Source organism: Serratia sp. TSA_130.1 (assembly GCF_052691795.1).
Map to the genome: position 1 here is coordinate 205,056 of NZ_JBQZFS010000008.1, position 14,653 is coordinate 219,708.

Annotated in this window: 8 protein-coding genes; 3 read left to right on the forward strand and 5 right to left on the reverse strand. The window is 61.3% G+C overall.

The window, feature by feature from the left end; all coding sequences use genetic code 11:
* Positions 1–410: 410 nt before the first annotated feature.
* From ACUTQY_RS22690 to ACUTQY_RS22700, 3 genes are all read right to left on the reverse strand, one after another.
* Positions 411–3,515 carry an autotransporter serine protease gene (locus tag ACUTQY_RS22690; protein WP_422125033.1) on the reverse strand — a complete coding sequence of 1,035 codons (3,105 nt, stop codon included), beginning with the start codon at positions 3,513–3,515 and terminating at the stop codon, positions 411–413.
* Positions 3,516–3,633: 118 nt separating this feature from the next.
* Positions 3,634–6,657 carry an autotransporter serine protease gene (locus tag ACUTQY_RS22695; RefSeq protein WP_046687951.1) on the reverse strand — a complete coding sequence of 1,008 codons (3,024 nt, stop codon included), beginning with the start codon at positions 6,655–6,657 and terminating at the stop codon, positions 3,634–3,636.
* Positions 6,658–7,137: 480 nt separating this feature from the next.
* Positions 7,138–7,776 carry a TetR/AcrR family transcriptional regulator gene (locus ACUTQY_RS22700; protein ID WP_033645365.1) on the reverse strand — a complete coding sequence of 213 codons (639 nt, stop codon included), beginning with the start codon at positions 7,774–7,776 and terminating at the stop codon, positions 7,138–7,140.
* A gap of 263 nt (positions 7,777–8,039) precedes the next feature.
* On the opposite strand from ACUTQY_RS22700, the gene ACUTQY_RS22705 reads away from it, so the two are divergent.
* On the forward strand, positions 8,040–9,257 hold the full coding sequence (locus ACUTQY_RS22705; protein WP_033645366.1) for a Tm-1-like ATP-binding domain-containing protein: 1,218 nt from the start codon (positions 8,040–8,042) through the stop codon (positions 9,255–9,257).
* Positions 9,258–9,348: 91 nt separating this feature from the next.
* Here ACUTQY_RS22705 and spy read toward each other — a convergent pair whose 3' ends face one another.
* Positions 9,349–9,840 carry an ATP-independent periplasmic protein-refolding chaperone Spy gene (gene spy, locus ACUTQY_RS22710; protein ID WP_342188447.1) on the reverse strand — a complete coding sequence of 164 codons (492 nt, stop codon included), beginning with the start codon at positions 9,838–9,840 and terminating at the stop codon, positions 9,349–9,351.
* Positions 9,841–10,382: 542 nt separating this feature from the next.
* Between spy and pdeR the strand changes: the two genes are divergently transcribed.
* Positions 10,383–12,377 (forward strand): cyclic di-GMP phosphodiesterase, encoded by a 1,995-nt coding sequence (pdeR, locus tag ACUTQY_RS22715; RefSeq protein WP_046687952.1) that lies wholly within the window; start codon positions 10,383–10,385, stop codon positions 12,375–12,377.
* Between the two features lie 16 nt (positions 12,378–12,393).
* Here the strand turns inward: pdeR and ACUTQY_RS22720 are convergent, their stop codons facing one another.
* The gene (locus ACUTQY_RS22720; RefSeq protein WP_033652699.1) at positions 12,394–13,260 is read right to left on the reverse strand and encodes a crotonase/enoyl-CoA hydratase family protein; all 867 of its coding nucleotides are present in this window, start codon (positions 13,258–13,260) and stop codon (positions 12,394–12,396) included.
* A 341-nt stretch (positions 13,261–13,601) separates the two neighbouring features.
* On the opposite strand from ACUTQY_RS22720, the gene yhjD reads away from it, so the two are divergent.
* Positions 13,602–14,621: an inner membrane protein YhjD gene (gene yhjD / locus ACUTQY_RS22725; protein WP_021505224.1), complete on the forward strand. Its 1,020-nt coding sequence runs from the start codon at positions 13,602–13,604 to the stop codon at positions 14,619–14,621.
* Positions 14,622–14,653: the final 32 nt, after the last annotated feature.

The window sequence follows — 14,653 nt, forward strand, 5'->3', positions numbered from 1 at the left end:
TTCTGCTGAAAAAGCCACATCTAAAACTAGCATCCCATGCAATTATGCGTTAAAAACGTTGCTTGACATACCATGTTGCATCGTCAAACATGGTATCAAAAGAGACATACAGCAATACACTATAAAAAAACAACACCAGCACGTTTTTTAATAATAACCATAGTAACACCAGGGAAAATTTGTTCCGTTGCCGCTACTGAGACGATGCTCACATCGCTCGGACTGCATAAGCAAAACGGGGCTTGAGCCTTTAGCGCTAATCTGTTTTACCCACTTTTGAGCCGGGATCCGTCAGGGTCCCGGTTTTTTATTGTCCTGACGCCGCGCCATCATACGTTCTCCCCCCACCGCCGCAAATAAAAACGGAGCCGGCATGCCGGCTCCGTTGTCGTTGTAATGACCGCTGAACGTCAGAAGCGCCAGGTGAAGCCGGCGTTGACGCTGTTATCCTGATGGTGCTGCGACAGCAGCCCGCCGTAGCCCAGCGACAGCGAGGCGTTTTCGTTCACCGCCACTTCCGCCCCCGCCTTCAGCACCATACCGTCACGCGACACCGGCACGCTGTCCACCACGAACGGCGCGTTGCCGCCGTTGAACCGCAGCCCGGTGCCACGCGCCAGCCCGCCGTACTGGTGTTGCCATCCCAGCTCGCTACGCAGCGCCACCGTCGTGCCCGGGGTCACCTGCCACGCGGTGTCCGCACGCAGCCCCAGCGTCGACACCGTCGCATCCGTGTGCTGCTTGTCGCCGCGCAGCGCCGCCGCGCCGCCGCTTTCCGCGATGCCGTTGTTTTCGAAGTTCACGTACGCCAGGTTGACGAACGGCTCCAGGTTCAGCCACTCGCCCTGCACGCTGTAGCCCGCTTCCGCGAACAGCTGTTCGGTGCGCGCGCTGTACTTCGCCGTGTCACGGTCCGACTGCATCCCGTAGTTCACCGACCGTTTGGTGTCGATGCGGTGCCAGGTGTAGCCCGCCCCGCCACGCAGCGCCAGCGCCCCGAACTGCTTGTCGCCGTACGCCGCCAGATGGTAGTTGTCGCTGTCCGCCTTCGACCCGTAGCCGCCGTGCAGCGAGGTGCGGGTGTAGCCGGTCGCCACCCCCAGCCGCCAGTCGGCCGCCGCCGCCGAGTCCAGCCCCACCAGCACCCCGTAGGTCGAGGCCTGATAGCCGGTGGCGTTGGCGTCGCCCGACGCGTGGTCCCACGCCCCCAGCAGCTGCGCCCAGGCGCCGTCCTCGTCCGCCTTGATGGCCGACGAGCTCGCCAGCCCTTCCGCCTGACGCAGCCGCCCGTTCAGCGCCTCACGCAGGTAGCGGCTGTCGTTCACCAGCGCCGACGCGATATCCGCATGGATTTGCCCCGACAGCTGACGGAACGCCTGCCGCGCCTCGCCCGCCGTGCCGCTGTTAAGAACGCTTTCGTACACCGGGTTGCCCGCCGCCAGCGCATCCGCCGCCGCCGCCACCGCCCGCTCGTTCGGCGTCTGCGCCACGCTGGCGAAGCTTGTGCCGTTGCGCCCGACGCTCAGCGTCACCCCGGCCGGCTGGTAGCTCAGCCCGGTGCCGAGGAACAGGTAGTTCGGCGCCACCGCGTCAAACTGCCCGCTCACCCCCTGCTGCGCGCTCAGGATGGTGTACTGCTGGCCCAGCAGGCTGCGCACCTCGCTTTGCGTCAGCAGGTTGGCGCTGTTCTCCAGCGTCACCGCCACCTCGCCGCCGCCAATCGTCGCCGATCCGCTGCTCTGGATCCGATCGCTCTGGCCGTTCGGCCCCACTTCCACCGCGTAGCGCGAACCCGGCTCGAAGCTGACGTTGCCCGCCACGTTCAAGGTGCCGATCGAGTTGCCCGGCGCCACGGTGCCGCCGCGGCGGGCGGTCAGCGAACCGACCGTGCCGTTGCCGCCGACGATGCCGCCGCTCTGCACGCTGACGTCCGAGGTGACCGAGCCGTTGATCGCCAGCCGCCCCTGATTGACCAGCGTCGGGCCGGAATAGGTGTTGGCGCCGGTCATGACCAGCGTGCCCATCCCTTCCTTGGTCAGGCCGCCGTGGCCGGAGATGTTATTGGAGTAAACGTCCAACTCACAGCTGATATCGTCACACTTCCTGGCATGCAACGTACCGGCATCCACCTCGGCGCCCAGTCCCGGAATATTGACGACAAACTGGGTCGGGCCGTAGGCCACGCCCGTCGGATCCGGGATGCGGAACTCTGCGGGAATATCCTCGACGGTATAGAACATGCCCGGGCCGTTGATAGCCTTGCCCAGGTTGATCATCCCCCAGCCGTAGAGCGCGTCGATGCCCGGCGCGCCCATGTCGGTGGCGGTGGTTTTCAGCACGTCGGCAATCTGCGCCGAGTTCATGTACGGGAAACGCTGCAGCAACACCGCCACTGCGCCGGTGACGTGCGGGGTCGCCATCGAGGTGCCGTTTTTATTGCCGTAGTCCGACACCAGATTGGCCGGATCGGAACCGTTGGCCACGGTGCTGTAGATTTTGCTGCCCGGCGACGAGACGCAGAAGCTGGCGGTATAGCCGCAGCGGGACGAGAAGCTGCTGATGGTGTAAGGCACGCTGTTGGCCGATGCCGCATCCTGCGCCACGCTGGCGACCGACAGCCAGTTCGGCGCGATGTCCGGTACGAAGTAGGCCAGCCCGCTGATCACATCCGGTTGGTTGTAATTGCCGTCGTTACCGGCGGCGAACAGCACCAGAATATTTTTGCGCGCCGCGTCGATGGCGCCCTGATAGCCTGCGCCGGCCAGGCTACCGAGCAGCGGCTTGACCTGATCGAATTGCTCCTGCGCATCCTTCAGCTCGAAGTGCAGCGCGTTAGGATCGCGGCCGCCGTCGGACAGGAAATCGGGAATGCTGACGCCCCAGCTGTTGTTAATCACCCGCACGCCGCTCTTGATCATCGCCTGCCAGCCGGCATTGGTGACGGCGCCGTCCAGGCCGAGGAATTCGCCGTACGCCGGGCCGTCGTTGTCATTATCGACGCTGATCACCTGCGAATCGAAGGCCACGCCGTGCATGCCGACGCCGTCGCGATTCGCCGCGCTGATCCCCGCGACGTGCACCCCGTGATTGCTCAGCATGCCCTGCGAACCGCTGTAGAAGTGGAAGGTGCCGTCGAAGTAAAAACGATCGCCGGCGTTAATTCCCGGCCGGTGCGGATCGGTATAGGCGCGGTAGCCTTCGGTGACGACGTTGATCAGTTTGCCGTCGCCGGCGAATTCGGGATGGCGGTTAACCGGAGTGTCGAAAATGCCCACCTTTTGCCCTTTGCCGGTGTAGCCGGCGGCGTAGGCCTCATCGGCGTGGATCGCCCCCAACCCCCAGTTGGCGTTGAATTCAGCGCTGCGCCAGCTGGCCGGATCGCCGGGTTGGCCATTCACCTCGTGCGGCGCCGCCTGCGCATACCCTGCCAGCGCCATGCAGCAGACCAGCGCATTCAGCCGCCACGGCGAGCGACGAACGTTTCCTTTGCTATCAAAACCCATTGTTGTTGTCATTTCCTTACCTTTTGCTTGTTATTGGCCGACGCCCCAGGTGCGCCGGGTTCTCATTAGCAGGATGTGAAAAAGGAACCACCCGCAGGCGGTTCCCGTACAAGGATTGAGTCGATGTTGCTTAGAAACGCCAGGTGAAGCCGGCGTTGACGCTGTTGTCCTGATGGTGCTGCGACAGCAGCCCGCCGTAGCCCAGCGACAGCGAGGCGTTTTCGTTCACCGCCACTTCCGCCCCCGCCTTCAGCACCATGCCGTCACGCGACACCGGCACGCTGTCCACCACGAACGGCGCGTTGCCGCCGTTGAACCGCAGCCCGGTGCCACGCGCCAGCCCGCCGTACTGGTGTTGCCATCCCAGCTCGCTACGCAGCGCCATCGTCGTGCCCGGGGTCACCTGCCACGCGGTGTCCGCACGCAGCCCCAGCGTCGACACCGTCGCATCCGTGTGCTGCTTGTCGCCGCGCAGCGCCGCCGCGCCGCCGCTTTCCGCGATGCCGTTGTTTTCGAAGTTCACGTACGCCAGGTTGACGAACGGCTCCAGGTTCAGCCACTCGCCCTGCACGCTGTAGCCCGCTTCCGCGAACAGCTGTTCGGTGCGCGCGCTGTACTTCGCCGTGTCACGGTCCGACTGCATCCCGTAGTTCACCGACCGTTTGGTGTCGATGCGGTGCCAGGTGTAGCCCGCCCCGCCACGCAGCGCCAGCGCCCCGAACTGCTTGTCGCCGTACGCCGCCAGATGGTAGTTGTCGCTGTCCGCCTTCGACCCGTAGCCGCCGTGCAGCGAGGTGCGGGTGTAGCCGGTCGCCACCCCCAGCCGCCAGTCGGCCGCCGCCGCCGAGTCCAGCCCCACCAGCACCCCGTAGGTCGAGGCCTGATAGCCGGTGGCGTTGGCGTCGCCCGACGCGTGGTCCCACGCCCCCAGCAGCTGCGCCCAGGCGCCGTCCTCGTCCGCCTTGATGGCCGACGAGCTCGCCAGCCCTTCCGCCTGACGCAGCCGCCCGTTCAGCGCCTCACGCAGGTAGCGGCTGTCGTTCACCAGCGCCGACGCGATATCCGCATGGATTTGCCCCGACAGCTGACGGAACGCCTGCCGCGCCTCGCCCGCCGTGCCGCTGTTAAGAACGCTTTCGTACACCGGGTTGCCCGCCGCCAGCGCATCCGCCGCCGCCGCCACCGCCCGCTCGTTCGGCGTCTGCGCCACGCTGGCGAAGCTTGTGCCGTTGCGCCCGACGCTCAGCGTCACCCCGGCCGGCTGGTAGCTCAGCCCGGTGCCGAGGAACAGGTAGTTCGGCGCCACCGCGTCAAACTGCCCGCTCACCCCCTGCTGCGCGCTCAGGATGGTGTACTGCTGGCCCAGCAGGCTGCGCACCTCGCTTTGCGTCAGCAGGTTGGCGCTGTTCTCCAGCGTCACCGCCACCTCGCCGCCGCCGATCGTCGCCGATCCGCTGCTCTGGATCCGATCGCTCTGGCCGTTCGGCCCCACTTCCACCGCGTAGCGCGAACCCGGCTCGAAGCTGACGTTGCCCGCCACGTTCAAGGTGCCGATCGAGTTGCCCGGCGCCACGGTGCCGCCGCGGCGGGCGGTCAGCGAACCGACCGTGCCGCTGCCGCCGACGATGCCGCCGCTCTGCACGCTGACGTCCGAGGTGACCGAGCCGTTGATCGCCAGCCGCCCCTGATTGACCAGCGTCGGGCCGGAATAAGTGTTGTTACCGGTCAGCACCAGGGTGCCGATACCCTGCTTGGTCAGGCCGCCGTGGCCGGAGATATCGTTGCTCCAGACGTCCAGCCCGCACAGCACATCGCTGCAGACGCGCTCGGTCGGTTTGCCCTTGTCCAGCACCGCGCCGACGCCCGGCAGATCCACCACGAATTGGGTCGAGCCGTAAGCCACGCCCGTCGGATCCGGAATACGGAACTCCGCCGGAATATCCTCGGCGGTCACCAACATGCCTGGCCCGTTGATAGCCTTGCCCAGGTTGATCATCCCCCAGCCGTAGAGCGCGTCGATGCCCGGCGCGCCCATGTCGGTGGCGGTGGTTTTCAGCACTTCCGCCACCTGTGCGCCGCTCAGATACGGGAAACGCTCCATCAGCACCGCAACGCTGCCGGCCACGTGCGGCGCCGCCATCGAGGTGCCGCTGTATTTGGCGTAGCCGGTCGTCAGATTCTCCACGCTGGTGCCTTCAATCACCGAGCTGTATACCCGGGTGCCCGGCGCCGAAACGCAGAAGCTGGCGGTGTAGCCGCAGCGGGAAGAGAAGGTGCTGATGCTGTAGTCGCCGGTATTGGTGGGATCCTGCAAGCTGGCGACCGACAGCCAGTTCGGTGCAATCTCCGGCACGAAATAGGCCAGACCGGCCATGGCATCGGGGTTATTCAGATTGCCGTCGTTACCGGCGGCGAAGATGGTGACCACGCCGCTGCGCGCCGCGTCGATCGCGCCCTGATAGGCGCCGCCGGGCTTGGTGCCGAGGATCTGTTTGATCTGATCGAACTGCTTTTGCGCATCGTTTACTGTGAAATGCGGATAAGCCGGGTCATAACCCCCCTCATCAAACTTTTCGGTAATGCCGATACCCCAGCTGTTATTGATGATGCGCGCGCCGCTGGCCACCAGCGCCTCCCAGCCGGCCTGGTAAACCGCGCCGTCGTTGCCGAGGATGATGCCGTCCTCCGGGCCGGGGTCGCCGTTTTCTGCGCTGATGATCTGCGCGTTGAATGCCACCCCATGCATGGCGCCACCGTCGCGGCTGCCGGCGGCGATGCCGCCCACGTGGGTGCCGTGCGAACCGAGCGTGCCATCGGAGTCCACGCTCGGCGTACCGTCATAGCGGAAAGTGTCGCCTTTTTTCACTGGAATATAGGGATCGGTGTATTCGCGGATGCCTTCGGTAACCAGATTGATCACCTTATTCTCACCGGCAAACTCCGGGTGCTTGGCGTAGACCGGCTGATCGAAAATGCCAAGTTTGATGCCTTTTCCGGTATAACCGGCGGCGTAGGCCTGGTCGGCGTGGATCGCCCCCAGCCCCCATTCCGCGTTGAACTCACTGCTGCGCCAGCTGGCCGGATCGCCCGCTTTGCCGTTCTCTATATAGCTGGAGGCCTGCGCGCCGCCGATCGCCGTCAGGCAGATCAGCATCGCGCTCCATTGTGCGCGATGAACTCCGATTTCAGGCCAGCCGAAGGCCGCCCGAGCGGATTTAACTCCTCTAAGTTTCTTCTCCATCCCAGATACCGTCCGTTGTTGTTTGCAAATGTTTTATAAGATTTTTTGTGTAACAGTTTGGTAACACCAAATAAATAAAGCACAACAATCTCAAGTGCGCTTAATGTGTCACTCGGCAGTTCGGTGGGCGGAGAGAACGTTTCAGGGATGAATCAGACGGGGGACGATAAGGAAAGAGAATGATCTCGCTCAGCGCTGAGGCGGCATTTATTCGCGGGGGATAATTAAATTAATACAATGATAAATAATGATATTTAATTAAAAGACAACCAAAGAAAGCGTCGCCTGAAAAGTGCTTAACAGGCGCTTTTTATCACTTTTAATTATAACTTTTGCCAATATTTACTCAGTGAATTATGCTGATTTTTCACTCAGGCAGCGGCAAAAATTGGATTATCCTGCTGATGTTTTTTTGCTGTTCATCGCATCCTCTTCCGCCTGACGCAGGATGGCTTTGGCCATCCATTGCGTGACATCCTGGATACCCTCAAGCTCCAGCCCCCAGATATCTTTCAGCACCAGGAACACCTCAGAACCGTAAATCAGCGAGAAAGCATGAATCACTCTCTGTAAAGAATCTGGCGGCAGTTTACCCTGCAACGGCTCTACCGCCAGCGCCAGCAGCCGCTTGCGGTTGCCGCGCACGAACTTTTCGCCCGGCGTGGCGTGCGCCCACTGCTGCAAAGAGAGCTGCAATGCGGCGCGCAGCGCCCCTTCGTGTCGCTCCATCTGAGGATAGGCCAACGTCAGCAACTGCTGGATGCGCTTCAGGGCATCGTCGTCCTGCGGGCGCCACGCCAGAATAGGCCCCAGACTTTCCGCCACCACCGCAGTAATTAATGCGCTTTGGGTCGGGAAATAGCGGTAGGCGGTCGCGCGCGATACCTGCGCATGCGCCGCCAGATCGGTGATCGATGGAAACGCGCCCTCGCCATACAGCGTCATTGCGCTGGCCAGCAACAAACGATGTGTTTTCGCCCGGGCGGAGGTCAGAGAAAGGTCGGACGGGGTGGGAAAAGCATTTATCGGCACTTAAACCTCATACATCTGTACACGCTTGCGCGACAGGCGAGACGCCACTGCCGACAGGTTGACGACAAAGGGTTGGCCGCGCAAAAAGCTCAAAAATGAGACAGGAGTCCCATTTTGCACTGAGCTGCCCTTGCAAAAATGATACTGCCGTCTCATTATATAAATACATTAACCAATTTAATTTAAATGCCAACACCAGGGCACCTAAAAAAACATAACACATTAATTTTTAAATAAAAATTAGAAACACCCCGGAAAAATCCATGAAAGATACTTCAAATTTTGTCTATATTGCTACCACAGCAGATACGAAAGGACAAGAGTTGGAGTATGTGCGGCGGCTGATTGCCAGCCTGAATTTACCCACGCGAACCGTCGATCTCTCCACCCGAAGCTTGCCGTTTGACTCCCCGGCCGATATCGGCCCAGAAGAGGTCGCTCGCCACCATCCGGCGGGCGCAGGCGCGGTCTTTCTAGCCAGCCGCGGCCAGGCAATCGCCGCCATGGCGACCGCTTTCGAACGTTTTATCCTGACGCGCCGCGATATCGCCGGCCTGCTTGGCCTGGGCGGCTCCGGCGGCACCGCCATCATCACGCCGGCAATGCAGCAGTTGCCGATTGGCCTGCCGAAATTGATGGTCTCGAGCATGGCGGCGGGAGACGTTTCCGCCTATGTCGGCGCCAGTGATATCAGCATGTTGTATTCGGTCACCGATCTCGCCGGCCTGAACCGTATCTCGCGCCGGGTGCTGGGCAATGCGGCGCGCCAGATAGCCGGCGCAGTCCGCTTCGCCGCCGTCGATCATCACGACGACAAGCCCGCAATCGGCCTGACGATGTTTGGCGTCACCACCCCCTGCATTCAAGCGCTGGTTGCCGATCTTGAGCCGCAATGGGACTGCCTGACGTTTCACGCGACCGGCAGCGGTGGCAGAGCGCTGGAAAAACTGATCGATAGCCGGCAACTGCACGGCGCCATCGATTTGACCACCACCGAAGTGACCGATTACCTGTTTGGCGGTGTGCTGCCCTGCAATGCAGATCGTTTCGGTGCTATCGCGCGTACCGGCATCCCGTGCGTACTCTCCTGCGGCGCGATCGACATGATCAACTTCGGCGCGCTGAATACGGTGCCGGCTCGCTACGCGAACCGCCTGCGCCATCATCACAATCCGCAAGTGACGCTGGTGCGCACCAGCCCGCGGGAAAATGCGCTAATCGGACATTGGATTGGCGAGAAAATCAACGCCTGCGCGGGCGAAGTGCGCTTCGTGATCCCGGCGGGCGGCGTGTCGGCGCTGGATGCCCCTGGGCAACCGTTCTGGGATCCCGCAGCGCTGGCCGCCTTTACGCAAACGCTGGAGGAGACGGTGCACGCCACCCATAAGCGCCGGTTAATAAAAACGCCTTACCATATTAACGATCCGCGCTTTGCGCAGGCCGTTGCCGAACAGTTCCGACATATTGCCGGTGGGGAATGATAATCACTCGCTGCCGGGCCTGCCGGAGATAACGCCGAAAAAAAAGGCCAGACAAATAGTCTGGCCCTTTTTTATTTACCGCGAGCGTATATTACTGACCGGAGGACATCTGCTCCTTCATTTTATTCATATGGTACATCATCTTTTGCTCACGTTTCTGATAATTCTCATTGTATTGTTTTTTCTGCTCAGGGGTCAGCAGGTTATACATTTTATTTTCCGCCTTGGCGCGTTCCAGCATGCGTTCGGATTGCGCTTTGCCGATCGCGTCAATTTGCGCCTTCGCCTTCGCTTCATCGAAGCTGTCGGAAGCCACCAGATTATGCAGCGCCTGGCGTTCCTCTTTCATGCCCGGACCGCGTTTCGAGTGCGACTCTTTCATGATATCGCGCATTTGCTGGCGCTGCTGCTCGGTCAGGTTCAGCCCGGCGAACGGGCCACCTTTACCTTCACCCTTGTGATGCATCATTTTCATCGGCGCGGCATCCGCAGCCGGGGCCGCCGTCGTATCAGCGGCGAACGCCGCAGAAGCAGAACCCAGAGCCAGCGTGGAAGCAATAAATAAAGCCGTCAATTTACGCATAATCATTTCCTTAAAAATTTTTCTTCATCAGGAGCGCTGTACGTTAACAGGCTCATTCGTTCGTCGAAGATAATAATAGGCTGATAAAATTCAAGTAATGCGAGGGTGTGTAAACTTTTTAAAACCCGTCACGGGTTTATTCACCAATTATGAGAAAACTATGAAGAAGGCGTTTATTTGATGGAAATTTTAATTTCCCGGTAAAAATCTCCCCGACAGGGTTATTTTTCAGCCGCCCTCTCACCGCTATAATTTACTCGCCCACAAGGCAACCTTGTATCAACCGTTTTTCGTTAGCGGGGAAGCCGGTACAAACTTCGCACGACCCGATGTTCTCCTCCTACACTTTAAGGCAACCGGTCGCCGGGTGGCGCGTACACCGCAAAACTAATCATTGCTTATAGAATAGTTTCCATTACCCGCCCCGCCTGTGAAAACCTGTTATATGATGCACAGACGCGCACGGCGACCACTTTCGGGCCCACAGGCCGCCAGCGGTTCTTCGTGCTGACCGGCCGCCCGTGCTCTTTTGAGGAATCATCATGTCCGCAGACCAAGGCCCTGAGCTTCTTAACGCCCACTTCGGCACCCAGAGCCCCCACTGGCGGCTGGCGTTTGACAGCAATGCCCTGGAGCTGTCCGCCGTTAAGGGCAAAGCCCACGTCGCGGTGGCGCTGAGCGCCATGGACGCGGCGAAAATTCGCCGTTTGACCGGCGTGACCGCCAGCCTTGAACTCACCATCACGCTGGCCGGCGAACCGCTGCATCTGCATCTGGTCGGGCGCCGCGTCAATAACCTCGAATGGGCGGGCACCGCGTCCGCGTTCAGCGATACCCAATCCGTGGCGCGCGATCTGGTGCATGGGCTCTCCTTCGCCGAGCAGGTGGTGTCCGAAGCCAACTCGGTGATCGTGATCGTCGACCAGCACGGCCGCATCCAGCGCTTCAATCGGCTGAGCGAGGAGTACACCGGGCTGCACGAACACGAGGTGATCGGCAAGAACGTTTTCCAGCTGTTTATGAGCCCGGAAGAAGCCGCCGCCTCGCGGCGCAACATCGCCGGCTTCTTCCGCAACGGCTCTTCGTATGAGGTGGAACGCTGGGTAAAGACGGTCAAGGGCGAGCGGCTGTTCCTGTTTCGCAATAAGTTCGTGCACAGCGGCAGCGGTAAGAACGAGGTGTTTCTGATCTGCTCAGGAACCGACATCACCGAAGAGCGTCGCGCGCAGGAACGGCTGCGGGTGCTGGCCAACACCGATATCATCACCGGCCTGCCGAACCGTAACGCCATCCAGGACAAGATCAACCACGCCATCGCCACACGCAGCGAAGAGAGTTTCGGCCTGGTGTACCTCGATCTCGACAACTTCAAAAAGGTCAACGACGCCTACGGCCATATGTTCGGCGATCGGCTGCTGGTTGAGGTCTCGCTGGCGATCCTCGGCTGCCTGAGCCCGGATCAGGTGCTCGCCCGCCTCGGCGGCGACGAATTTTTGGTGCTGGCGCCTCAGACCGATCGCGAACGTTTGCAAACGCTGGCGCAGCGCATCATCGATCGGCTGAAGACCCCTTTCCGCATCGGCCTGATCGAAGTGTATACCGGCTGTTCGATCGGCATCGCGCTGTGCCCGGAGCACGGCAACGATCTCGACAGCCTGATCCGCAGCGCCGATACCGCCATGTACGTCGCCAAGGAGCACGGCAAGCGCACCTATACCGTCTTCTCGCCGGAGATGAACAAGCGCGTCGCCGAATACATGTGGCTGGACACCAACCTGCGTAAAGGGCTGGAGCAAAATCAGCTGGTATTGTATTACCAGCCTAAAATCGACGCGCGCAGCGGTGAAGTGCACAGCGTGGAAGCGCTGGTGCGCTGGGATTCGCCGGAGCGCGGCCTGATCCCGCCGCTGCAGTTCATCTCCTATGCCGAGGAGTCCGGCCTGATCGGCCCGCTGGGCCAATGGGTGTTGCAGACCGCCGCCTGCCAGGCGGCGCAGTGGCGAGAGCGGGGATTGAATCTGCGGGTGGCGGTCAACCTCTCCGCCCGGCAGCTGGCAGACGACGGCATCGTCAACGATCTGCTCGGGGTGCTGCGCCGTCACCGCATGGCCCCTTGTCTGCTGGACTTCGAGTTGACTGAAAGCAGCCTGATTGAAGACGAAAACCGCGCGCGCGTGCTGATCACCCGGCTACGCGAGCTGGGCGCGCAGGTGCATCTCGACGACTTCGGCACCGGCTATTCGTCGCTGGCGCAGCTGGCGCGTATTCCGCTGGACGCCATCAAGCTGGATAAAAGCTTCGTGCGCGGGGTGAATTTCAACCCGGTTTCGCAATCGCTGGTGCGCGCGATCGTCGCGGCGGCGGAGGCGCTGGCCTTCCGCGTGATCGCCGAAGGGGTGGAGACCGAGAGCGAAAATCAGTTCCTCGACGAGGTCGGCGTGGACGAAAAGCAGGGCTTTCTGTTTGCGCGGCCAATGCTCCCGGAACAGCTGGAGCATTGGCTGCAGTCCTATCGCCCGCGCTCACCTTCCGCGTGAGGCGGGCGCGTTAACGTTAGCCGGCACGACGCAGGTTCAGGGTGTGGCGATCCTGCAACATCACCAGCCGCTCGATGTAGGCGCGATCTTTTTCCTCAATGGTGAAGGCCGAGTGCACCCAATCCTCGGTAATGTCCATCAGCTCGGAACGCGTCAGCTGCAGCACGCGCTGACGCGCCCGCAACATGGCGCGCATGCCGTTGAGCTTCGGCCGGATGGTATCGATGAAAGTGCGCGTCGCCATGTAGGCGTCGCCGGGCTGGAACAGCTGATCCACCAGCCCACGGCTCTCGAACCACTCTGCGGTGTGCGACTCGCCGCCCCAAATCAGTTCTTCGGCCAAGCGCATGCCCGCCTTGCGCGCCACCAGCGAGTAACCGCCCATGCCGGGAAACAGGTTGAACGCAATCTCCGGGAACCCCATGCGCGCATTGTTCTGCGCCAACACGAAATGGTGCGCCAGCGCCGCTTCAAAGCCGCCGCCCAGCGCGCTGCCTTCGACCATCGCAATGCTTACTGCGCCGGTATCGAAACCGCGCGCTGCCGCATGCACGCAGTCGATGCAGGCACGCGCGTAGGCCATCATCGCCTCGCGTTTGCGGTTCTTGATGGCTTCGGCGAAGAACTGCAGATCGCCGCCGACGTTAAACATGTTCGGCACCAGCGAGCCGGTGACCCAGAAATCGAACCGCAGCGAAGACTCTTTCGCCGCCTGCGCCAGCGTCATGATGTCTTCAATCAGCGCCTGATTAAAGCAAGGACGCGGCGCAGCGCGCAGCAGCATCCACATGATATGCCTCTCCTCTTCATAGTAGGCGGAAAGCTGCGACAGATTGCCCGCTTCGGTAAACGGACGGCAGGTGGGGTGATTAAGCAATTTCATAAGACCTTCCAGTTTTTCTGTTGATGACGGGTGAGACCGTTCCAGCCCCTACGGCTGCAGCGGAGCGGCGCTCGGCAACGCGTGGCGCCACATCATGAGTAAACGCTTTCTCGCCGATGAAACAGATAAAAATTGGAGGTAGGGAAGTGAAAAAAACCGAGGCGCGGCGGGGTTTTCATAGGAATTTTACCTATCGACCGCCTCCTGGCATTTCATGCCGGGCGCTAACGCGTTAAGCTCGGAAAATGACCGTTTGCCGCCCCGGCGCTCAAAACGCCGCGGGGCTTTGGCTATAATCAACGCGGATACATGCCGTTTAACGTTAAGGAAATCGTGAAGTAATGCCTACAGGACCAGACCAGGAACGCCGCCAGCCCGCACAAGACACGCCGCCGAAGCCGCTTATCGCCATCAAGACCGGCCATGAAACGCTCGACCGCCGCATCAGCGGTTTTTCACGTCTGATTGAACGCATCAAAGCCTGGCCGAGCGTTGCGCACCTGCTGCGCGCCGCCGAACGCTTTAACGATCGGCTGGGCAGCCAGTTCGGCGCCGCCATCACCTATTTTTCATTCCTCTCGCTGATCCCGATCCTGATGGTGTCGTTCGCCGCCGCCGGTTTCGTGCTGGCTTCCAACCCGGATCTGCTGGCCCGTTTGATCAACCGGATCGTCGGCAGCATCAGCGATCCGACGCTGGCCAGCACGCTGAAGAACACCGTCAACACCGCCATTCAGCAGCGCACCACCGTGGGATTGACCGGCCTGGCGCTGGCGCTCTATTCCGGCATCAGTTGGATGGGCAACCTGCGCGAAGCGATCCGCGCGCAATCGCGTGACGTCTGGGAGCGCAATCCGCAGGATCAGGAGAAAATCTATTTCAAGTACACCCGCGACTTCATCTCGCTGACCGGCCTGGTGGTCGCACTGATTATCACGCTGTCGCTGACCTCGGTCGCCGGCTCGGCGCAGGCGGCGATCGTCAACGCACTGGGGCTGGACGGCATCGAATGGCTGCGGCCGGCGCTGACGACGATCGCGCTGTCGATCTCGATTTTCGCCAACTATCTGCTGTTCCTGTGGATTTTCTGGATGCTGCCGCGCCACAAACCGAAGAAAAAAGCGCTGCTGCGCGGCACCTTGCTTGCGGCTATCGGCTTTGAGGTGATCAAGTTCGTGATGACGATGACGCTGCCGCAGGTGGCGAAATCGCCCTCCGGCGCGGCCTTCGGCTCGGTGATCGGGCTGATGGCGTTCTTCTACTTCTTCGCCCGCCTGACGCTGTTTTGCGCCGCCTGGATCGCAACGGCCGACTACAAAGGCGACAAAGCCTTGCCGGAACGCGAGCCGCCGGCACGCTGAAGCCATGCAATCGTGCCGGTGTTATCGCACGC